The following is a 20,538-nucleotide window of genomic DNA, read 5'->3' as shown; positions in this document are numbered from 1 at the left end:
CTTACCCCTTGAAAGTGGACTTGTTGCCGGATTCGGTCTCTTTGTAGACGTTCAGTGCGTCTTGAATGTTCTTGATGGTCTCGTTGAGAGCCTCTTGGGCCTTGACGTTCGCCCAGCAGTAGCCGCCCTCTTCGGCGCCGGTTGCCTTGCGAACCGCCATGGTTGCGAACCCGCTGTAGATGTCCTTGCCCGGTGAATTCACGTTCGCGACATCCATGGCCTCGTCGTGCAGCCTTTCCAGCTCACGACGGGCATCTTCGAGCCCCTTGATCAACTTGCTGGCTTCTGCGGGGTCGATGCTGAACTTGGTCTGGGTCGTCCCGACCATCTGCGCGGCCTTCATCGCCGCTGCGCCAGCGGCTCCGGCCGCGTCGCCAACCGCCGACATGATCGGTGTACTTGCCATGAACTCGATGGCCGGCATGTTCAGCTCCCCTCAGTGCCTCTCCCTTGGAGGATTTTGGCACAGCGTTGGTTCCATGTGGGGCTGATCGACTTAGTCCGATACCGCCATCTCGATGACTGCGGCTGCTGCTGCTCACACAGGCGGGTGAGCGTGGTCGGGGGCGTCGCCCACACGGAGGACAGTGGCGGTGACAGGCCTCCACCTGGGCTCAGGGAGGCCACTGTCCGTGCTCGTCCTCAACCCGACCGGGTACGCGGACGTCCGTTTCGTTCAAGACCGGTGGCGTGGCGGAGGCCTAGGTTCGAGACATGATCGAACGCGCAAGGTCTTTCATCTGGCACAACGCCCGCGTCCTCGAGCAGCGGCGGTTCGAGTTCCTGTTCGACGGTGGGCCCGCGGAGCCGGTGGTGACGGCGCTGCTCGCGTACCGCAACGACGACGGTGGGTTCGGGCACGCGCTGGAGCCCGACGGGCGTGGGCCGACCAGTCAGCCGTTGCACGTGCTCAGTGCGTTGCACCTGCTCGGTGAGTTGAACGCGCCCGAGCACGTGCCGCCGGTGCTCGGGTTTCTCGGCGAGATCTGGAACGACGGGGTGCCGTTCGGGCTCACGACTGGTGCGAAGTACCCGCACGCGCCGTGGATCGAGATGGACGGGCGGGGTGGGTTGTTGCTGACCGGGCAGATCGTGTCCGCCTTGCACCGCATGAAGATCGAGCACCCGTGGGTCGACCGGGCCACCGAGTACTGCTGGCAGCAGATCGAGGATCTCACGAGCGCGCACCCGTACGAGGCGAACGCGTGCGTCATGTTCCTCGACCAGGTGCCGGACCGGGAACGCGCGGAGAAGCACGCGGAGCGGCTCGGGACGATCGTCAAGGAGCAGCTGGTCACCGGCGGGCTGGACGCCGCCGAGGTGCACAAGCCGCACGACTACGCGTCGCGGCCGGACAGTCTGGCGCGGAGGTGGTTCAGCGACGAGGAGTTCGCGAAGAGTCTCGACGAGCTCGTTGCGGCGCAACAGGAAGACGGCGGCTGGGACTTCCCGTGGGCGGCGTGGACGCCGGTCACGAAGTTCGAGTGGCGGCCGATCGTGACGATCGAGAACTTGGTGAAGCTGCGGGCTCACGGGCGGATCAGCTGACTCAGCGGCACGCCCGCGAACTCGCGCACCTCGCGTGAGAGGTGCGCCTGGTCGGCGTAGCCGGACTCGGCGGCCACCGACGCGAACGGTGTGCCCGCGCGGGCCAGTGAGACGGCTCGGTCGAAGCGGAGCACGCGTTGCAGCATCTTCGGGCCGTAGCCGAACGCGTCCAGGCAGCGGCGGTGCAGCTGGCGTGAGCTGAGGCCCAGGTCCCACGCGACGGTCGAGACGGGGGAGCGGCGCAGCGCCGACGCGACCGCGTGCGCGGACGGGTCGGGGCGCAGCCGGTCCAGTGCGAACGCCACGATCTCGTCCGGGGTGGACAGGCGGGCGCCGGGCACCAGCTCGGTCAGCGGTACGCGCAGGTCGCGCAGTGCGTGGGCGGGTGCGCCGAAGACGGCAGGGCCCGCGCCGGGTGGGAAGCGGACGCCGAACATGCGGCCTGGCGCGATGGTCGTGGGGTGCGGCTGGGTGTCAGGACCGGCCACGAACAGGTGGTCCGTGTCGGGCACCCAGATGATGTCGGTGCAACCGTCCGGGACGACGCGCGCGATGTACGGCTCCGTGGACTCTCTGGTCCACAGGCAGGCCAGCCCGGCGGGCGCTTCGTGCTCCCGGTACACGCCTCCATGTTCTCAGAACGTCCAGCTGGAGTGCGCGAACGCCCACATGAACAGCATCACCGCCGCGATGGTGAGTACCACGCCGATCGTGCCCGCCAGCACCATGCCGGACCCGGCCGACCGCCACGGCGCGGGAGCGGCGGCCTTGGTCACCACGCCGAGCACCACCGAGCCGATCGCGATCCAGAGGAACGCGTAGCCGTACTCGCCGCCCTGCCAGCCGAGGACGTCCAGGTAGTCGCCCGTGAACGCGACGATGGTCAGCACCATCAGTGCCACCGGAATGGTGAAGCCGGCGAGTGCGGCGAACCTGCTCTGATCCACTTCGGTCACGGAACCGAGCTTGCCGACCGGCGTTCGCGGCGACATCGGTACAACTACTCAGGAATGCGAAAACGGCCTCCGGCGAAGATTCGCCGGAGGCCGTTTCGAATGGACGATACAGGGATTGAACCTGTGACCCCTACCGTGTCAAGGTAGTGCTCTCCCGCTGAGCTAATCGTCCGTGCGCGGACAAGCTTAGCGGGTTCCTTCGTTGGGGCGTGGTGGGGGTCCGGAGGAAGGAGGCATCCGGACGCCCACCACGGATCAGGTGCCGAACTTCACCCAGTTGACGCTCACGTACGGCGCGGGCTGGCCGCTGGTGAACGTGACGTAGACGTCGTGGGTGCCGGTGATGCCGGAGATGTTCGCCGGAACTGTCTTCCACGACTGCCAGCCGCCGGTGTTGCCGACCGCGAACGTGCCTGCCGGAGCCGCTGTGCGGCTGTCGAGTCTGACCTCGACGAGTCCGCTGACTCCGCCTGCCGCGCCGGACGCCACGCGGGCGTAGAACTGGCGCGCGGTGGAGGAACCGAAGTTCACGCCGGAGAACTTCAGGTACCCGCCGTTGCCGATCTCACCGACCGCCTGGCCGCCGCCGGTGTCCGTGGCGGTGCCGACGGTCCCGCCGGAGCGTTCCTGTGCGCTCTCCGCCTGGAGCTCGGAGTAGGCGCTGCCGCCACCGCCGGGGTTACCGGGGGTCGTGGTGGTGGTCGTCGTGCTCGTCGGCGGCGTGGTGCCGGTGCCCGACTGGTAGACCGCCACGTAGTCGACGACCAGCGAGTGACCGGGCACGGTCGCCGCCGTCGGCGTCTGGCCGGCCAGCGCGTTCGGGAAGGCGCCGCCGATGGCCAGGTTCAGCAGGACGAAGTAGCCCGCGTGGTTGGTCATCTGGTCCCACGTGCCCGCGCCGACCTGGCCCTGGTTGACGGTGTGGAAGAGCTGGCCGTCGACGTACCAGCGGAACTGCTTCGCGCCGTCGTCCCACTCGAAGCGGTAGGTGTGGAACCCGCCCTGGCACGAGGTGCCGGGGCACGCGCGGTTGCTCGCGATGCCCGTGGTCTCGTTGCAGGGACCGCCGGGGTTCACTCCACAGTGGAGCACGCCCCACACGGAGTTGATGCCGTTGACGTTCTCCATGATGTCGAACTCGCCGATGCTCGGCCAGTTCCAGTAGTTGCCGCGGTAGGGCGAACCCAATGCCCAGAACGCGGGCCAGTAGCCGAGTGCGGCCTGGCCGGTGACGTTCGGCATCTGGATGCGGCCTTCGATGGCGAGCTTGCCGCCGGGTGCGGGCTTGAAGTTCGAGCGCTGGGTCTCGATGCGCGACGACGTCCAGTTGCCCGCTCCGTCACGCAGTGCCGTGATGCGGAGGTTGCCGCTGCCGTCCAGCTTGATGTTGTTCGTGCTGTTCGTGTAGTTCTGGATCTCCCCGGTACCCCAGTTCCCGGGACCGCCGGGATAGGCGTGACCGAGATCGACGATCCAGTTCGACGACGAGGGCAGCGTGTTCGCGGCTCCGTTGAAGTCGTCGCCCCAGACGAGATTCCAGCCAGCCGCTGGTGGGGGTATGGCCGCGTTGGCGGACATGGCGACGACCGCGACTGGTATCGCGGCGAGCAGTGCTGTCGTGGCCGCGAGGATGCGGCGTCGGCGGCTCATGCGCGAGTGACCTCCTTGTCACGGGCAAGCGTGCTGGTGACTATGAGAGCGCTCTCACGACCAAAAGAGAAGCGCCCGTTCGGAGTAATGGTCCGTGGGTTGTTCGGGCTTGAACGGTCGCGCGGGTGCTGTTCGGATGGGTACGCGTTCGGCTGCTTCGGTTGGCCCGCAAAGGGAAAGTGCCTGTTGATCATTGGTGTGGCCGGGCTTCGGGCTGGACGGCGCGTGTGCACGGGTGGTGGATGGGCGGAATGGGCCGTCCGGGAACGGCCACCGTCCAGTTGGCCGCGTGGGCGGTGTGAGCCCACTGCTTGGTGTCGGCTCGGCAGTCGACGGGGGACTGCGTGCGTCGGGGAAGTGGATCGGGGCCGATGAAGGGGTGTTCGGGCCGGAAGCCTGCGTGTGCGGGCTGGCTGCGTGGCGTGCGGGCTACTTGGCGTCGGCGTAGCAGTCGACGGGGACGGCGCGCATGGGGAAGTGGATCGGGGTGGCGCCGAAGAGGAGTTTGGTGGCCTCCTCGGCGGACGTGGTGATGGCGGCGCACACCTCGTCCGCCAGGGCCGACGGGCAGTGGACCAGCACCTCGTCGTGCTGGAAGAACACGAGCTGGGACGCGTCGGGCAGGCGGGTGCGGAGCACGCCGAGCAGCGCGGCCGTCCAGTCGGCCGCGCTCGCCTGCACGACGAAGTTGCGGGTGAAGCGGCCCCAGTTGCGGGCGGCCTGGCGGGAGGGCTGGCCCGAGTCGCCCGCGTCGTCGCCCGCACCGGTCAGCTCGCGCCACGAGTCGGACGGGGACGGGCTCGTCCGGCCGAGGCGGGAACGGACCATGCGGCCCTGTTCGCCCGCTTCGGCGGCGGACTCGACGTAGCCCACGGCGTCCGGGAAGCGGCGGCGCAGCACGGCCAGCAGGGGACCGGCCTCGCCGGACGTGCCGCCGTACATCGCCGACAGCATGGCGATCTTGGCCTTCGCGCGTTCGCCGTGGAACGAGTCCGCGGCGATGCCGCCGTACAGGTCGTCGTCGCCGCACACCTCGGCCAGGCGCGCGTCGCCGGACAACGCCGCCAGCACGCGGGGTTCGAGCTGGGCGGCGTCGGCGGCCACCAGTGTCCAGCCGGGGTCGGCGTGGATCGCGCGGCGCAGGGTGCGCGGGATCTGCAACGCGGCACCACCACGCGTGGCCCAGCGGCCGGACACGACACCGCCCACCACGTACTCCGGGCGGAACCGGCCGCCCGACACCCACGCGTCGAGCCACGACCAGCCGTGCGCCACCCACAGCCGCTGGAGCTCCTTGTACTCCAGCAGAGGCTCGACCGCGGGGTGGTCGACGTCGCGCAGGATCCACGCCCGCGCGGACGGGATGTCGATGCCCTCCCGTGCGAACGCGCGCACGATCGAGCCCGGATGGTCCGGGTTCATCGACCTGCCGCCGAACGCCGCCACGATGCGGTCGGCGAGGTCCGCCAGCTTGCGCGGGCGCACACCGGGTGCGGTGCGCGGGCCGAGCAACTCCTCGAGCAGCTCGAGATGCACCTCCTCGCGCCACGGCAGCCCGTGGAAGGTCATCTCGCACGCGGCGAGCCAGCTCGCGCAGTCCGCCGCGATCAGCAACCGCAGCCGCTCGGCGAGGGGATTGCCTTGCTGCGCACCGTAAACCTGACCCACCGCGTCGAGCGGGTCGGCACCTCCCGGCAGTTTCTCCCGTTCCGGCTCGAACAACGTCGGCTGCGACTCCCGCCTGCGCGGGCCGGTGTCCTCCGGCGCGGACAGGCCCTGCAGGCGGGCGATCGCGGCGGGAAGCTCGCGCGGCTCCCGGTGCCGCCCGGCGTACCCCAGCAACAGACCCTCGGTGAGCGCGAGGTCGTGGCACCGTTCCACCCGGACACCGGCCGTCAACAGGTCCGGGTAGACGTCCGGCGTCGACGCCCACACCCAGCGGGGTTTGTGCCGTCGCTCCAGCTCGGCGACCGACGCGGGCAGGTCCGCCGTCTCGACGACGGGTCCACCGGGTGACCCGTCCTCCGAGATCTCGCGCAACCGGCCGGCGTTCGCTGTGTCACCAGGTTCAGAGACGACCGCTACCAGCACGCTCCGATTGTGTCGGAGAGGTCTGACAATTTCGGGCTCGAGCCGCGGAGCAGGGAGAAGAATCGCGGACCGGACGCCGTCATCACCCGGAAGCCTGACGAGTCGCGCGCCCACGGCCCTGGCACACCGGTCAGCGTCAGCGGCCACGGCGGTTCGTCGGGGAACGCCAGGTCGAGCAGGTGCAGCACGCCGGACGAGTCGGCGGCGAGCAGCCACCGGCCGTCGGGGGACTCGGAGATCTCATGCATCGTGCACCTCCGGCTTGCGCAGGGGGATGAGTGCGAAGTCGACCATCACCGGGGCCGTGCCCTCGCGGCGCTTCGACGGACGGCCCAGCTCGACGTACTCGTCGAGAAGTGCGAAGAGCCGCTTCTTCAGCTCGCCCAGTTCGGGAGCGGTCAGGTGGGAGACCACGCCGCCGCGGCCCGAGACCTGGCGCCACTCGGACGGGAAGGTGTCGCGCGTCTGCCGCCACGTCGTGATCTTCTGGATGAAGTACTCCAACTCCAGCTCGTCGAGCGCGCGCAGCGCGGGCATGGCCTCCTCGTCGAGCGACTCCGAGGCGATCTTGCGGACCTCCTCGACCGCCTGCCACGGCCGCTGCCTGCCCACGCCGCCCTCGGCTTCCTCGACGAAACCGTGCCTGGCGAGCAAACGCAGGTGGAACGAGCAGTTGGCGGGCGTGGTCTCCAGCCGGGCCGCGGCCTCGGTGGCGGTCAGCGGTCCTTCTTCTTGGAGCAACGCCATGATGCGCAGGCGCAACGGATGGCTCATCGCCCGCAAGTCCTGCGGCGTGAGCACTCGCGGGCTATTGAAAGACATGTTTCGAAAGTACTGTTGCGATGCCCCGGTGTCAATCGCTACCAACAGTGACGATCAGTGGTGTGCGGATGCGGCTCGAGGAGGACGTCGTCAAAGTCAAGATCACGCCCTGCTCGACCGTGGTCATCGGCCCCGTGGGTGGAGGTGCCGATGAGCCAGGATCCTTGCCTCTGCACAGAAAATTGTCCCTGGGGCAAACGCACCGCTGATGGTCCCCCTGCGGGGTGACGTTGTGGTCCAAGTAGAACCGAACGTGTGGTTGCGGTACCCAACACCCCGTGAAACCCGCCACTATTGAGTAGTGGATCGAGCACGTAGCGTTGCTGAATTGCTTGATGCCCGTCAGGAGGTCGTGCCGTTCCACGGCAGGACCGCCGAGCTGGCGGAGCTGGCCGGGTGGCGGAACGACCCCGCACCGCTGGCCGCGCTCCTCGTGCACGGACCGGCCGGTTGCGGCAAGACCAGGCTCGTCACCAAGGTCGAGGCGGACTGGGACGACGAGAAGAGGCTCGTCGTCATCGACGACGCGGACCGGTGGGCGTGGCCGGACCTGTTCGCGAAGCTGCAGGAGTCCATGCGCAGCGGGCCGCAGCGGGTGCTGCTCACCTCGCGCACCACGGGCTGGTGGTGGTCGTCGACGCGGCAGCGGGTCGCTGACCTCGACTACGTCATGGGCGACCTGGAGCTCAGCCCGTCGCTGGACAACCGCAAGCGCAGCTTCACGCTGGCCTGCCGGGCGTTCGCACGGGCGCTGAACGCCGGGCATGTCGGCGAGGAACCTCCCGCCATCGCGGACGAGACGGTGCACGACCTGCACATGGCCGCGCTCACCGCGGTCCACGGCGACCCGACGGACGTCAACCGCACGCAGCTCGTCCGCCAGCTCAAGGCGCGGGACACCGGCACGCCCGCGGACAAGCTCGCCGAGGACTACCTCGCCGTCGCACCGCCGGACGACCCCGACCCGGACCTGCTCGTCCGCGCCGCCACGCGCTGGCCGCAGCTGCTGCCGAAGGTCGACGAGCTGTTCACCGGCAAGGGCGCGGAGCTGGCCGACCAGGTCGACATCTCCACGCTGCGCACGCTCGCCGCGACCGCGGGCCTGCCACCGCTGGAACAGGTCGCGAGGCGCGTCTTCCCGGACGAGCGGTTCGCGCTCGACGCGCTCCCGGCGATGATCACGAAACGGTTGGTGGACAACAACCTCCGCCACTCCGAGGACTGGCTGGAGCAGGCCGAGATGTGGGGCAACCTCAGCGCCCGCACCGCGCTCGCCGGTCTGCGCGAGGAAGCCGCGGACGCGTCCCAGCGCGAGGTCGACGCCTACCGCGAGCTCGCCGCGCAGGACCCGGAGAACCGGCCGTTGCTCGCGGATGCCATGGGAGACCTGGGGCTCCGGCTCATCGCGCTCGGCCGCACCGACGAGGTCATCAAGGTGTCCGAGGAGGCGATCGAGCTGTGGAAGCAGATCGCGACGGACGACCCGGAGACCATGCCGCAGCTCGCGTCCGCGCTCGAGCAGATCAGCTACCGCTACTCGGCGCTCGGCAAGCGCGAGGAGGCGATGGACGCGATCAGCCGTTCCGCCGTCATGTTCCAGGAGCTGGCGCAGCTGTACCCGGCGCTGTTCCGGGTGGACTTCGCCCGCGTCGCCGGTGCGCTCGCGAGGCGGCTCTACCTCGTCGGCAGACGCGACGAGGCCGCGGACGCGATGCACTGGTCCCTGGTCAACTGGCGGGAGATCGCTCGCGACGACCCGAGGTACGAGCCGGAGCTGGCCCGCAACCTGGCCGCGTGCGGCGGGATGATCGCCGACTTCGGACGGCCCGAGCGCGCCGCGGAGGCGGTCGAGGAGTCGATCGTCGTGTTCCGCAGGCTCACCGCGGCGAACCCCGAGTTCACCAGGGAGCTCGCGGACGCGCTGCTGCGGCACAGCCAGCTGCTCGACGGCCTCGGCCGGTACGACGAGGCGCCGTTCGCCGCGCAGGAGTCCGTGGTGCTGTGGCGGAAGCTGGCCGTCGACGCGGCCGGCCGCGCGGGACTCGCCGCCGCGCTGCTCAACCTCGTCGACGTGGCGGGGGACCGCGCGGTCGAACGGGCCGCCGCGGCGGAGAGCGTCGAGCTGTACCGGGAGCTGGCGCGCACGAATCCCGTGCACCACCAGGTGAACCTCGCGCGGGCACTGGCCGCGCACTCCGAACAGCTGGTGGTCACCGGCAAAGCGGTCGACGAGCACGTGCGCGAGATGCTGGACCTCTGCGCCAGGCTGCCGCTCCAGCTGGTCATGGCGTTCGGCGCGGACCTCGCGATGTCACTGCACTCGCTCGGCCGCGCGCTGTCGCAGCTGGACCACCACGACCTCTCGATCGCGGTGATCGAGCAGGTCGTCGACATCTGGCGCACCACGGCTCCGCGCAACCAGTCCGGCCCGCTGGCGTACATCCTGGCGCTGCAACAGCTCTCGCTGAACCTGCGCGCCGCGGAACGGTTCGACGAGTCGCGCAACACCGCGCACCTCGCGGTCGTGCTGTGGCACATGGCGCTGCCGCAGTCCGAACTGGACACCCACGCCGCGTACGCGGACACGCTGGCCGTCTACGGGCGACTGTGCGCGGAGACCAAGCACGATCTGGACAACGCGCTCGTGCTCGCCCACCGCGCCGTGCTGATCACGCGCGACATCGGTGGCGAGCCGGACAAGCTGGAACTGGCGCTGGCGGCCGTCGACGCCGTGATCGACGCGTTCGACGACCGCCATGCGGCCCAGAAACGGCTGGAGGAGCTGGTCAGCTCGTCGTCAGCAGCGAGCGCATGAAGAACGCGACGTTCGCCGGGCGCTCCGCGAGGCGGCGCATGAAGTAGCCGTACCACTCGTCGCCGTAGGGCACGTACACGCGCATGCGGTTGCCCTCGGCGGCGATGCGGCGCTGCTCGTCGGGCCGGATGCCGTACAGCATCTGGAACTCGTACGAGTCGAGCGCACGGCCGCGCGCCAGCTCGGCCGCGATGCCGATCAGGCGCGGGTCGTGCGAGGCGACCATCGGGTAGCCCTCGCCCGCCATCAGGACCTTGAGGCAGCGCACGTACGACAGGTCGACGTCCGCCTTGTCCTGGTAGGCAACGGAAGCGGGCTCCTGGTAGGCGCCCTTGCACAGCCGCACGCGGGAACCGGCGTGCGCGAGGTCGCGGCAGTCCTGCTCGGTGCGGTGCAGGTAGGCCTGCAGCACCGCGCCGACCCACGGGAAGTCCACGCGCAGGTCGCGCAGGATGCCCAGCGTCGAGTCGGTGGTGGTGTGGTCCTCCATGTCCAGCGTCACCGTCGTGCCCACGACAGCGGCGGCGGAACAGATGCGCCGCGCGTTCTCCAGCGCGATCTTCTCGCCGTCGACCGGCAGGGACTGGCCCACCGCGGACAGCTTGACCGACACCTCGGCACCCTGCGTGAGGCCGTGCGAGTCCAGACGCCCCAACAGGTTCAGGTACGCGTCGACCGTCGCGGTCGCCTGCGACTCGTCCGTGGTGTCCTCGCCGAGGTGGTCGAGCGTCACGAGACGGCCGTCCGCGACGACCTCCGCGGTCGCGCGGATCGCGGCGTCCACGTCGTCACCGGCGACGAAGCGCTCGACGACGGGCCGGGTCAGCGGGGTGCTCTCCACGATCTTGCGGGCGTGCGGACTACGCGCCGCCGCGAGCAGGGTGCTGCGAAGCATGGTTCACGTCCTGACGGTGTGGTTGACGAGGGGAGCTTTCCTCAACTCGTGATTGAAGAAAGCTCCCCTCGTCAAGGGCGATCAGCCCTGGTGCGGGTGGAGGTGGGAGGTGGGGGCCACGAACGTCTCCTTGATGGAGCGCGGGCTGACCCAGCGCAGCAGGTTGTGGATGGAACCCGCCTTGTCGTTCGTGCCGGACGCGCGACCGCCGCCGAACGGCTGCTGGCCGACGACCGCACCGGTCGGCTTGTCGTTGACGTAGAAGTTGCCCGCCGCGAAGCGGAGCTCGTTCTGCGCGTGCGCCACGGCCTGCCGGTCGCGGGCGATGATCGAGCCGGTCAGGCCGTAGGCCGTCGCGCTCTCCATCTGGCGCAGCACCTGGTCGTAGTCGGCGTCGTCGAACACGTGGACCGCGAGCACCGGGCCGAAGAACTCGGTGGTGAACACGGAGTGGGCCGGGTCGGAACCCACGATCACGGTCGGCCGCACGAAGAAGCCGTCCGAGTCGTCGGCGGTGCCGCCGGCGACGATCTCCAGCGACGAGTCGGCGCGCGCCGCGGTGAGCACGCCCGAGAGCTTGTCGAACGAGCGGCGGTCGATGACCGCGCCACCGAAGTTCGAGAAGTCCGTGACGTCGCCGTAGGTCAGCGCCTCGACCTCGGCCACCAGCTGGTCCTTGATCACGTTCCACACCGAACGCGGCACGTACGCGCGGGACGCGGCGGAGCACTTCTGGCCCTGGTACTCGAAAGCACCGCGGATCAAGGCGACGCGCAGCACGTCAGGGTCGGCCGACGGGTGCGCCAGCACGAAGTCCTTGCCGCCGGTCTCGCCGACGATGCGCGGGTACGACTTGTAGGACGCGATGTTCGCGCCGACCTGGCCCCACAGCTTCTGGAACGTCGCGGTGGAACCGGTGAAGTGGATGCCCGCGAGGTCCGGCGACTGCAGAGCGACCTCGGAGACGGCCATGCCGTCACCGGGCAGCAGGTTGATGACGCCCGGCGGCAGGCCGGCCTCTTCGAGCAGCCGCATGGTGAGGTGCGCGGAGAACATCTGCGTGGGCGACGGCTTCCACAGCACCACGTTGCCCATCAGCGCGGGCGCGGTCGGCAGGTTCGCCGCGATGGCCGTGAAGTTGAACGGCGTGATCGCGTAGACGAAACCCTCGAGCGGACGGTGGTCCGTGCGGTTCCACACGCCGGGGGAGGAGATCGGCTGCTCGGCGATCAGGTTGCGGCCGAACGCCACGTTGAAGCGCCAGAAGTCGATCAGCTCGCAGGCGGAGTCGATCTCGGCCTGGAACGCGGTCTTGGACTGGCCGAGCATGGTGGCGGCGTTGATCGTCTGACGCCACGGGCCCGCCAGCAGGTCGGCGGCGCGGAGCAGGATCGCGGCGCGGTCGTCGTACGACAGCGCGCGCCACGCGGGAGCGGCCTCGCGAGCGGCGGCCAGCGCGTCCTGCGTGTCCTGCTGCGTCGCGGAGGCGAAGGTGCCGAGCACGGCGCGGTGGTTGTGCGGCTGCACGACGTCGACGCGCTCGCCGCCGGCCACGCGCTGCTCGCCACCGATGGTGGCGGTGAGCTCGATCGGCTCCTTCTGGAGTTCCACCAGCTTCGCCTGCAGCTCCGCGCGTTCGGGCGAACCGGGGGCGTAGAGCAGCACCGACTCGTTCACCGGCAACGGAACCCTGGTCACGGCGTCCACTGGCAACTCCTCCTCACGTCTGCGGTCCCTGAAATGTAGGGCCGCGACGAGCGCCAGCCGTTGTCCAACTCGCCAAAGTTCACGAGTCCGGATGTACGATCGGACAACCATGAGCCTCCGGCAGATCCTGATCGCACTCGGCGACCCGCTGGTCGAGGTCGAGGTCGTGCCGCACGGCCTGGAGACCGAGGTCCGCGACGTCGTGATCATGGACCCGGACGACGCTCCCGACGTGCGTCCCGGTGATCTCGTGCTGGTCATCGGCGCCCGAGGCCGGGCCGCGTTGCCGCTGATCAGGGCCGCCGGGCGGGCCGGAGCCGCGGCCGTGGCGGTCAAGGAGTCGACGCAGTTGCTCGAGCAGGCCGCGATCGACGCCGGGGTGGCGCTGCTCAACGTGCGCCCCGAGGTCCGGTGGGAACACCTCGAAGCACTCGCGCGCGGCGTGCTCACCACGGCCACCGACGACGGCGAGGTGCTCGGCGACCTGTTCGCGCTCGCGCAAACGATTGCCACGCTCACCGGCGGCATCGTCAGCATCGAGGACACCGCGAGCCGGGTGCTCGCGTACTCCCGCTCGTCCGACGAGGTCGACGAGCTGCGCAGGCTCTCGATCCTCGGCCGCCAGGGCCCCGAGCCGTACCTCAAGATGCTGCGCGAGTGGGGCGTCTACAACCTGCTGCGCTCCGGCGAGGAGGTCGTGCGCATCGACGAACGGCCCGAGCTCGGCATCCGCAAGCGCATCGCGGTCGGCATCCACGCGGGAAACCAGCCGCTCGGCACGATCTGGGTGCAGGAGGGCGACACCCCGCTCGCCGAGCAGGCCGAACGCGCGTTGCTCGGCGCGGCCCGCGTCACCGCGCTGCACCTGATCCAGCAACGGAACCAGCCCACGAGCAGGTTCCGCGAGAACCTGCTCGTCGCACTGCTCGACGGACGGATGGACGCCGCGACCGTCGCCGGCCAGATCGGCGCCGACCCCGCGAAACCCGCTGCCGTGGTCGTTTTCGCGCTGCGCGGTGAGGGCGGGCGCACCGAGATCGAGCTGCGCCGCTCCGAGATGACCGGCCTGATCTCCGTGCACGCGGCCGCGTACCGCCGCAGCGCACTCGTCAGCGAGGCGGGCGGGCGCACCTACGTGCTGCTGCCGGATCTCGCGGGCGGCGCACAGGTGCTCAGCCTCACCAGGGAGATCGTCACCACCGCACGACGGCACCTCGGCATCGCCGTCCGGGCCGCCGTCGGGTCGACGGTGTCCACTTTGGACGACGCGCGCACGTCGCGGCAGGAGGCCGACCGCGTGCTCGACGCGATGTCGCGCGACCTGGAGACCGACGTCGCGACGCTCGCCGACGTGCGTTCGCAGGTGCTGGTCAGCGAAACGCTCGCGCTGCTGGCCGAGCACCCGCGCATCCGCGACCCGCGCATCGACGCGCTCGACGCCGAGCTGGCCAAGTCGTTGCTGGCGTGGCTCGACGCGCTCGGTGACGTGCGGGCCGCGGCGGAACGGCTGCACGTGCACCCGAACACGTTGCGGTACCGGCTCAAGCGAGTCGACCTCGATCTGGACGACCCGCTCGTCCGGTTGTTCGCCCAGCTTCAGCTGAGGATGCGGTAGAGCAGGGCCCGTTCGGCGATCGTCCAGCTGGTCGTCGTCAGCAGGTAGAGCCCGGCCGCGAGCGGCAGCCACGCGGCGACGAGCACCGTCCCGTACGGCAGGACCCGCAGGAACCGCGCGAACGGCACCTGCGGCGCGTCCGGGCCCACCTGCGCCTTCTGCCAGCGGACCGTCACGAACGCCACGACCGCGAGCAACGCGAACAGCACCAGGAACACCCACGCGTAGCCGCTGGTGAAGTGCGTGCCGAGCGAGAAGCCGAACAAAGTCCCGTCCAGCAACGGGTTCGGCGTCGTCACCAGGCGGTACATCACCATGAAGAACGGGATCGTGGCGAGCATCGGCAGGATGCCCGCGAACATGGACACCCCGGCCTTCTTGTAGACCTTCTGGGTTTCCTGCGAGAGCTTCTGCAGGTCCTTGCCGTACCTCTTGTTGAGCTTGCGGATCTCGGGAGCGAGCTCGGCCTTGGCCTTCTCCCCGCGCACGGCGGCGCGGTAGAGCGGGTGCAGCAGCAGCCGCACGGCCACGGTGAACAGGACGATGGCGAGCGCGGGCGAGCCGAGCCCGGCCAGGGCAGAGCCCAGGTCGTGGAACACGGTGGTGGTTCTCCGTCTTGAGTTGGGACGAGGGCGGGAGATCAGCCCTGGCATCCCGGTGCTCGTGGACGGGGACGGCCCGCGGCGTCGGGGTCGCGGAGACGGAGTTGGGCGGCGCGTTCGGCGCGTTCGCGCAAAGCGGCCGAGTGGACCCGTGCGGGTACGGCCTGCGGCAGGCGCGGGGCCACGAGCAGCACGATCACGGCCATGGCGGCCACGGCGGCGATCAACTCGGCGGGGTTGTGGAAGAACGTGAAGGCGAACACGCCGGGCAGGAACACGGCCAGCAGCAACTGCAGGCGCGCTCTGGTCTCCGGTCGGATCACGAATCCGAGCGTACAGAGGTCGTGAGTGATCGGGAGGCCCAGAGCGCTCCTAATCACTCACGACCCAGCCTGGACGGGTGGGGTGGTCGTAGCGGATGAGGACGTCCGGAGTGGGTGCGTAGTCGTCGTAGGCCGGGAGCGTCCACTGCAGATCCGGGGACGTGCGGCGGGCCAGCGCGGCGGGGGAGAGGTGCAGGTGGACGGTCAGCTCGGCCGGTAGCCACTGGTCGAGCAGCAGCGTGCCGTCGAGCAGCACCACGCCGTTGTCCGGGAACGGCACGTACTCGGCGCGGCTCGCCCGGTCCGTCTCGGCGTTCCACAGCGTGGGCAGCACCTTGTCGCCGGACTCCAGCACCTCGCGCCGCAGCGCGCCGAAGTCGAACCAGTCGTGCCGGTAGGAGTGCGGGTCGGTGCGCCCGTGCTCCAACCGCACGGACGCGGGCCGCAGGAAGTCCGCCGCGGACACCCTGATCACCGGCCTGCCCAGTGCGCGCAACGGTTCCACCAGCGCGTCGGCCAGCGAGCCGGGAGCGGCGGCCGGCGCGCCGTCGATGATCACCCGAGCCCGGCCGGGCAGCGCGGAGATCCGCGAGAGGAGTTCGGACACGAGCGCCGAGGCGGTCAGGGGACGAACCTTCACGGGGTCCAGTCCGCCCACGCCGTGTCCCACCAGATGGTGCCGGACGACAGCATCGCCTCGATCTTCTTGCCCTCCAGCCGGATCGCGTCGGCCTCGTCGGCGGAGTACTTGCCCATCGCGACGTACCGCTCGAACTCGTCGAGATCCAGCTGCTCCCAGGTGCCGTCGGGGTGCATCCGGCAGTCCAGCGCGTGATCGAGCGTGTCGAACCCGTCGGCCGTGCGCTCGAACGGCGCCTGGAGGTTGAGGTAGTAGTCGCTGAACACCCGGTCCGGGCCGCGCCAGAACAGGTCGACCGAGTACGCGTCGCCGGGCCGGTGCAGCATCAGCTTCCCGTTGCCGCGCCAGAAACCCCGTTCCGGCCGGTCCCACGGATGCGGGTGCTCGTGGGGCGGGTAGGTGAGCCGGGTGCCCGGCTCGACGAACACCGCGAGCAGATCCGGTGAGTCGGCGACCACCCTGGTCGGCATCTCGGACCAGACCTGCCCGTGCAGCACCTCGCGGCGCACCGCCACGTCACCCGGCGCGAAGAACCTCATGATTCGAATCTAGTTGACCCTCCGTGTCGCGGAGCTCGTTCTCGCTCGCCATGAACCTTCGCTTCAACGCGGGCACGGCGTTGGTCACGCGCAGGAACGTGCGGAACATCGCGAGCATGACCCGGCCGATCACCGGCTTGTGGACCGGCGAGCTGCCGTCGATCTGGTCGCGCGACTCCAGCACCGCCCTGAACCCGTACTCGCGCATGTCCGCCTCGTACGACGCGATCGCCGGGATCAGCGAGGCCTCGCCGCGGTGCACCGCGACCAGCTCGCGGCACAACGCCTGCGCGTCCCGCAGCGCCGTGTTGGCCCCGATGCCGCGGCCCGGCGTCATGGTGTGGATCGCGTCACCGAGCAGCGTCACGTTGCTGGAGTCCCACGCGCCGAACGGTTCCGACGTGCGGATGCCGATCTTGAAGACGGTCTCCGGATCGGCCTGCGCGAACAGCGCGCGCAGGTTCGGGTGCCACTTCGGCGTCAGGTCCAGCACCGCTTGCTTCAGCCGCTCCGGCGTCGCGCCGCTCAGGTCCGGGAACTTGTCGTGCGACGCCGAGTAACCCCACATGACGTAGTCCGGCTCGACAGCATTGGATGCGCCCTCCGCTGGGGAGCTCACGTCGGCCGGCTCCCCTTCGAACACCATGTGGTGGACGATCAGGTTCGCCCCGCGCGGCGCGAACAGCAGCGTGATCGCTTCCTCCGCGTCGGACGGCACGAGCTCGCGCGTCTCGGGCGTCAGCCACACCTTGCCCGCGATCGCGGTGACACCGGAGTCCACGACCTGCGCCTGCGGCAGGTACTGCTTGCGCACGCGGGAGTTCGCGCCGTCCGCCGCCACCAGCACGTCGCCGGTCGCGCTGGTGCCGTCCGCGAAGAACGCGGTGACGGTGCCGTCGTCGTTGCGGGCGAAGCGGGTGAACGTCTTGTCGAACTCGACGACGTCCTCCAGCCCCGTCAGCAACGCCTTGCGCATCGCCGTGCGGCTCACCGACTTCTCGCTGCGGATCGGGTCGTCCCCCGGCTCCACGTCCGCGGACAGCAGCGTCCTCAGCTTCTCGGTCCGCATGTGCACGTGCCGGATGGGCCGCGCGCAGGTGCGCACGAACTCCGCGAACACCTCCGGTGGCAGGCACTCGGCTAACGCCCTGCTGCCGTCGGGGCTGATGCCGACCCGGTACCCGAGCAGTTTGTGTTGTGGGTCCCTGTCGCGTTCGAACACGGTGACGTCCACCCCGGCGCGGTGCAGCCCGTGGGCCAAGCACAGTCCGCCGGTCCCCGCCCCGATCACCAGTACGCGCATGACTCTCTCCTCACTAAGTCTCTTAGTGAGGAAGATATTCAGGAGGTGAGACTCTTGTCAACTGTCCAGAAGAGCGCGTTTCAGCCTGCCGGACGCGAGCGCGTACCGGACGTCGTTGCCCGGCAGCAGCCTGACCAGCTCTTCCAGCACCTCCACGTCGTGCTCGCCCGAGTCCGTCTGCGCGAACCGCCACAGCCCCTCGACGTCGTGCCGCGCCAGCACGCCGCGCCGCACGGCCGCCGCGAGGTCGTCCCGCTCGTCGCGCACGACCGGCGCCTCGGACCTCGCGAGCAACGCGCCGCGGTACTGCAGCGCGGCCTGCCGCACGTCACCGCTGCCCAGCGCGCGGCGCACCGCGAGGAAGTCCGCGCGCAACTCGGCGTGCAGCCGATACGGGCGGGTGTTCAGCACGACGTTGCCCAGCTGGGCGCGCAGCCGGTGCATCTCGGCGCGCACGGTCGTCGGGTTGCCGCGCTCGCCGTACAGCCGGAGTGCGAGTTGCTCCGCGGTCAGGCCGCCGCTGGTCGAGCCGGCCCCGATTGATCCGGCACCGTGCAGTGCGAGCGCGGTCAGCAGTTCGGCGTGCCGCAGGGTCAGCGGGACCTCGCGGCCGTCGAGCACGGCCACCGGCGGGTCCGTGCCCAGGAACGACAGCGTCAGCACGGGCAGCCTGGCCGGCCGGTGCTCGCGCGGGATGCGCAGCAGGTAACCCTCGGGGAGTCGCTCCAGCACGCCTTCGCGGCCGTCGGGGAGCGTCATCCGGTCCGACGTCACGTCCATCCTGGACGGGAGCAGGCCGTGCGGCTCGGCGACGAGCACCCGCCCGGTGGGGGAGAGCAGGGCGCCCGGCTCGCCGCGCAACGCGATCAGGTGGCGCATGTTGCGGGCCCGGAGCGACTCGTCCTGCTGCGCGAGCCGGACCTGCAGCTGGCTCTCCGCGAGCCGCGCGGACGCGGCGACCAGCGCGACCATCGCCGGGTGCATGGTCTCCAGCGGCCCGCTGAGGTCGACGACGCCGATCGTGCGGCCGGTGTCCGGGTCGCGCACGGGGCTCGCCGCGCACGTCCAGCCGTGGTAGGTCCGCACCAGGTGCTCGGCGGAGTGGACGGTGACCGTCGAGTTCACCGCGAGCGCCGTGCCCATCGCGTTCGTGCCCGCCGCGTCCTCCGACCAGCGGGTGCCCTCGCCGAGTCCGACGTTCTCCGCGTCTAGCCGGACGTCCTTGGATCCCTCGCACCAGAGGATGTGGCCGACGTCGTCGCAGATGATCATGATCTGCCGGGCTTCCTCGCCGAAGCCGAGCAGCGTCTCCCGCAGCATCGGGAGCGCGGAGTGCAGCAGGTGCTGCTCGCGGATGTCCGCGACCTCGTCCGCCTGGAACACGGTCGGCGCGGTGTGGAGGTCCGGGTTGACGTTCGCGGCGAGTGAGCGCTGCCACGACGCTGAGATGACGGAGCGTGGCGCATCAGCCGTGCGAGTACCACTCAGCACGGCCTCACGCAGTCGGCCTAGCAACAGCGCGTGGTGGGCGGGGTCTTGGGCCACCGATCCATCCGGATAGTGCAACGAGCATGCAACGTTCTGCTTCGTAGCTTCTCACCTTCCCACCAACTGCCTTCAAGCGGGAGTCGAGAAATGACGAAGTACGCGCCACCCGGACAACCGGGGAGTGTGGTCGCGTACCGGTCGCGGTACGACCATTTCATCGGCGGTGACGACGTTCCCCCGTCGTCGGGGCGGTACACGGAGATCGTCAGCCCGGTCACCGGAGAGGTGTTCACCGAGGTCGCCAAGGGTGGGCCGGAGGACGTCGAGCGCGCGCTGGACGCCGCGCACGGCGCCGCGCGGGCGTGGGGCCGCACGTCGGCCGCCGAGCGCGCGAACGTGCTGACCGAGATCGCCGACCGCGTCGAGGAGAACCTCACCGAGCTCGCCGTCGCGGAGACGTGGGACAACGGCAAGACGATCCGCGAGACGCTGACGCTCGACATCCCGCTGGTCGTGGAGCACTTCCGGCACTACGCGGGCGCGATCAGGGCGCAGCAGAGCGCCTTCGTCCCGGCGGGCGAGGACGTCGTCGCGTACCACTTCCACGAGCCGATCGGCGTCGTCCGGCAGCGCCTGCCGTGGAACTTCCCGCTGCTCATGGCCGCGTGGACGCTCGCGCCCGCGCTGGCGGCGGGCAACACCGTCGTGCTGGAGCCCGCCGAGGAGACACCGGCGTCGCTGCACGTGCTGATGGGGTTCATCGCCGATCTGCTGCCGCCCGGTGTGGTGAACGTCGTGACCGGATCGGGTGAAGAGACTTTGTTGGCTGGGAAGAGCCCCAACATTTTCTTCGCCGATGTCGCGTCCCAACGGGACGCTTTCTTCGACAAAGCGCTCGAGGGTTTCGCGATGTTCGCGCTCAACCAGGGCGAGGTGTGCACCGCTCCGTCGCGCGCGTTGATCCAGACGGCGATGTACGAGCAGTTCCTGCACGCGGCCACGCTGCGGACGCGGAACATCCGGCAGGGCGACCCGCTCGACACGGACACCATGATCGGCGCTCAGGTCAGCCGCGCGCAGCGCGACCGGGTGCTGCGGTACGTCGAGGTCGGCAAGCGCGAAGGTGCCCGGCTCATCGCGGGCGGCGAGGCGTTCGAGTTCTCCGGCGGCTTCTACGTCACGCCGACGATCTTCGAGGGCGACAACAAGATGCGGATCTTCCAGGAGGACATCCTGGGGCCCGTCGTCGCGGTCACCCGGTTCGACGACTTCGACGACGCCATCAAGATCGCCAACGACACGCGGCGCGGGCTCGGCGCCGGTGTGTGGTGCCGCGACGGGAACCTCGCCCACCGGGCGGGACGCGAGATCCAGGCCGACCGGGTGTGGGTGAACAACTACCACGCCTACCCGGCCGACAGCGCCGTGCTGTCCGACTACCAGCAGACCAAGCACCTGCTGGTGAGCTACTCGGACCAGGCTCAAGGCTTCTTCTAGCGCCGCAGTGAGACCCGCGCCGGGTCCCCATGGGGCAGGGGGGACCC

19 protein-coding genes and 1 tRNA gene are annotated in these 20,538 nt (G+C 69.9%); 4 read left to right on the top strand and 16 right to left on the bottom strand.

Translation table 11 applies throughout. The features are described 5' to 3' along the window. Position 1: 1 nt before the first annotated feature. Positions 2-424 (bottom strand): hypothetical protein, encoded by a 423-nt coding sequence (locus FKR81_RS08995; RefSeq protein WP_146350514.1) that lies wholly within the window; start codon positions 422-424, stop codon positions 2-4. A gap of 290 nt (positions 425-714) precedes the next feature. Between FKR81_RS08995 and FKR81_RS08990 the strand changes: the two genes are divergently transcribed. Further along, positions 715-1,548 (top strand): hypothetical protein, encoded by an 834-nt coding sequence (locus FKR81_RS08990; protein WP_146350513.1) that lies wholly within the window; start codon positions 715-717, stop codon positions 1,546-1,548. Here the strand turns inward: FKR81_RS08990 and FKR81_RS08985 are convergent. The 7 genes from FKR81_RS08985 to FKR81_RS08955 form a co-directional block, all read right to left on the bottom strand. Next, a complete protein-coding gene (locus tag FKR81_RS08985; protein ID WP_146350512.1) occupies positions 1,530-2,171 on the bottom strand; it encodes a helix-turn-helix domain-containing protein in 642 nt (213 codons plus the stop codon). The genes FKR81_RS08990 and FKR81_RS08985 overlap by 19 nt on opposite strands. A 12-nt stretch (positions 2,172-2,183) precedes the next feature. Next, positions 2,184-2,504 carry a hypothetical protein gene (locus FKR81_RS08980; protein WP_146350511.1) on the bottom strand — a complete coding sequence of 107 codons (321 nt, stop codon included), beginning with the start codon at positions 2,502-2,504 and terminating at the stop codon, positions 2,184-2,186. Positions 2,505-2,604: 100 nt separating this feature from the next. Beyond that, positions 2,605-2,676: transfer RNA gene (locus FKR81_RS08975), tRNA-Val, on the bottom strand. 83 nt (positions 2,677-2,759) lie between these two features. Further along, complete coding sequence (locus tag FKR81_RS08970) at positions 2,760-4,154, bottom strand: carbohydrate-binding protein (protein WP_146350510.1); 1,395 nt, start codon at positions 4,152-4,154, stop codon at positions 2,760-2,762. A 429-nt stretch (positions 4,155-4,583) separates the two neighbouring features. After that, entirely contained in the window at positions 4,584-6,245 is a 1,662-nt protein-coding gene (locus FKR81_RS08965) for a bifunctional 3'-5' exonuclease/DNA polymerase (RefSeq protein WP_235921406.1), read from the bottom strand. After that, entirely contained in the window at positions 6,236-6,493 is a 258-nt protein-coding gene (locus tag FKR81_RS08960; RefSeq protein ID WP_146350509.1) for a hypothetical protein, read from the bottom strand. Before FKR81_RS08960 ends, FKR81_RS08965 begins: the two co-directional genes overlap by 10 nt. Continuing rightward, a complete protein-coding gene (locus FKR81_RS08955) occupies positions 6,486-7,067 on the bottom strand; it encodes a winged helix-turn-helix domain-containing protein (protein WP_146350508.1) in 582 nt (193 codons plus the stop codon). The genes FKR81_RS08960 and FKR81_RS08955 overlap by 8 nt, the downstream gene beginning before the upstream one ends. A gap of 328 nt (positions 7,068-7,395) precedes the next feature. On the opposite strand from FKR81_RS08955, the gene FKR81_RS08950 reads away from it, so the two are divergent. Then, positions 7,396-9,882 (top strand): tetratricopeptide repeat protein, encoded by a 2,487-nt coding sequence (locus FKR81_RS08950; RefSeq protein ID WP_146350507.1) that lies wholly within the window; start codon positions 7,396-7,398, stop codon positions 9,880-9,882. On the opposite strand, the gene FKR81_RS08945 is transcribed toward FKR81_RS08950, so the two are convergent. Beyond that, positions 9,854-10,777, bottom strand: a complete 924-nt coding sequence (locus tag FKR81_RS08945) for a proline dehydrogenase family protein (protein WP_146350506.1) — start codon at positions 10,775-10,777, stop codon at positions 9,854-9,856. The two genes, FKR81_RS08950 and FKR81_RS08945, sit on opposite strands and share 29 nt — an antisense overlap. Positions 10,778-10,858: 81 nt before the next feature. Then, positions 10,859-12,484 carry an L-glutamate gamma-semialdehyde dehydrogenase gene (gene pruA, locus FKR81_RS08940; protein ID WP_146350505.1) on the bottom strand — a complete coding sequence of 542 codons (1,626 nt, stop codon included), beginning with the start codon at positions 12,482-12,484 and terminating at the stop codon, positions 10,859-10,861. A gap of 109 nt (positions 12,485-12,593) precedes the next feature. Between pruA and FKR81_RS08935 the strand changes: the two genes are divergently transcribed. Beyond that, positions 12,594-14,099: a PucR family transcriptional regulator gene (locus FKR81_RS08935; RefSeq protein WP_146350504.1), complete on the top strand. Its 1,506-nt coding sequence runs from the start codon at positions 12,594-12,596 to the stop codon at positions 14,097-14,099. Here the strand turns inward: FKR81_RS08935 and FKR81_RS08930 are convergent. The 6 genes from FKR81_RS08930 to FKR81_RS08905 are packed head-to-tail and all read right to left on the bottom strand — an operon-like array spanning position 14,081 to position 18,997. Then, the gene (locus FKR81_RS08930; RefSeq protein ID WP_146350503.1) at positions 14,081-14,698 is read right to left on the bottom strand and encodes a YidC/Oxa1 family membrane protein insertase; all 618 of its coding nucleotides are present in this window, start codon (positions 14,696-14,698) and stop codon (positions 14,081-14,083) included. The two genes, FKR81_RS08935 and FKR81_RS08930, sit on opposite strands and share 19 nt — an antisense overlap. 41 nt (positions 14,699-14,739) lie before the next feature. Continuing rightward, on the bottom strand, positions 14,740-15,024 hold the full coding sequence (locus FKR81_RS08925) for a DUF6412 domain-containing protein (RefSeq protein WP_222598202.1): 285 nt from the start codon (positions 15,022-15,024) through the stop codon (positions 14,740-14,742). A gap of 49 nt (positions 15,025-15,073) precedes the next feature. Then, complete coding sequence (locus FKR81_RS08920) at positions 15,074-15,664, bottom strand: nucleoside/nucleotide kinase family protein (RefSeq protein ID WP_146350502.1); 591 nt, start codon at positions 15,662-15,664, stop codon at positions 15,074-15,076. After that, the gene (locus FKR81_RS08915) at positions 15,661-16,203 is read right to left on the bottom strand and encodes a DUF402 domain-containing protein (RefSeq protein WP_146350501.1); all 543 of its coding nucleotides are present in this window, start codon (positions 16,201-16,203) and stop codon (positions 15,661-15,663) included. Before FKR81_RS08915 ends, FKR81_RS08920 begins: the two co-directional genes overlap by 4 nt. Then, positions 16,181-17,506 carry an FAD-dependent oxidoreductase gene (locus FKR81_RS08910; RefSeq protein WP_146350500.1) on the bottom strand — a complete coding sequence of 442 codons (1,326 nt, stop codon included), beginning with the start codon at positions 17,504-17,506 and terminating at the stop codon, positions 16,181-16,183. Before FKR81_RS08910 ends, FKR81_RS08915 begins: the two co-directional genes overlap by 23 nt. 57 nt (positions 17,507-17,563) lie before the next feature. Next, positions 17,564-18,997: a helix-turn-helix domain-containing protein gene (locus FKR81_RS08905; RefSeq protein WP_235921405.1), complete on the bottom strand. Its 1,434-nt coding sequence runs from the start codon at positions 18,995-18,997 to the stop codon at positions 17,564-17,566. Between the two features lie 144 nt (positions 18,998-19,141). On the opposite strand from FKR81_RS08905, the gene FKR81_RS08900 reads away from it, so the two are divergent. Continuing rightward, entirely contained in the window at positions 19,142-20,491 is a 1,350-nt protein-coding gene (locus tag FKR81_RS08900; RefSeq protein ID WP_146350498.1) for an aldehyde dehydrogenase family protein, read from the top strand. Positions 20,492-20,538 lie beyond the last annotated feature (47 nt).

Origin of the sequence: Lentzea tibetensis, from assembly GCF_007845675.1 — a bacterium.
Lineage (GTDB): Bacteria > Actinomycetota > Actinomycetes > Mycobacteriales > Pseudonocardiaceae > Lentzea > Lentzea tibetensis.
Note: the sequence above shows the minus strand (reverse complement) of the source record. Positions and strands in the feature narration are given on the sequence as shown.

Coding starts and splice junctions, on each gene's coding strand:
- FKR81_RS08990 (WP_146350513.1), top strand. CDS start 715: ATGATCGAACGCGCAAGGTCTTTCATCTGGCACAACGCCCGCGTCCTC.
- FKR81_RS08935 (WP_146350504.1), top strand. CDS start 12,594: ATGAGCCTCCGGCAGATCCTGATCGCACTCGGCGACCCGCTGGTCGAG.
- FKR81_RS08915 (WP_146350501.1), bottom strand. CDS start 16,203: ATGAGGTTCTTCGCGCCGGGTGACGTGGCGGTGCGCCGCGAGGTGCTG.
- FKR81_RS08960 (WP_146350509.1), bottom strand. CDS start 6,493: ATGCATGAGATCTCCGAGTCCCCCGACGGCCGGTGGCTGCTCGCCGCC.
- FKR81_RS08955 (WP_146350508.1), bottom strand. CDS start 7,067: ATGTCTTTCAATAGCCCGCGAGTGCTCACGCCGCAGGACTTGCGGGCG.
- FKR81_RS08995 (WP_146350514.1), bottom strand. CDS start 424: ATGCCGGCCATCGAGTTCATGGCAAGTACACCGATCATGTCGGCGGTT.
- FKR81_RS08900 (WP_146350498.1), top strand. CDS start 19,142: ATGACGAAGTACGCGCCACCCGGACAACCGGGGAGTGTGGTCGCGTAC.
- FKR81_RS08970 (WP_146350510.1), bottom strand. CDS start 4,154: ATGAGCCGCCGACGCCGCATCCTCGCGGCCACGACAGCACTGCTCGCC.
- FKR81_RS08945 (WP_146350506.1), bottom strand. CDS start 10,777: ATGCTTCGCAGCACCCTGCTCGCGGCGGCGCGTAGTCCGCACGCCCGC.
- FKR81_RS08910 (WP_146350500.1), bottom strand. CDS start 17,506: ATGCGCGTACTGGTGATCGGGGCGGGGACCGGCGGACTGTGCTTGGCC.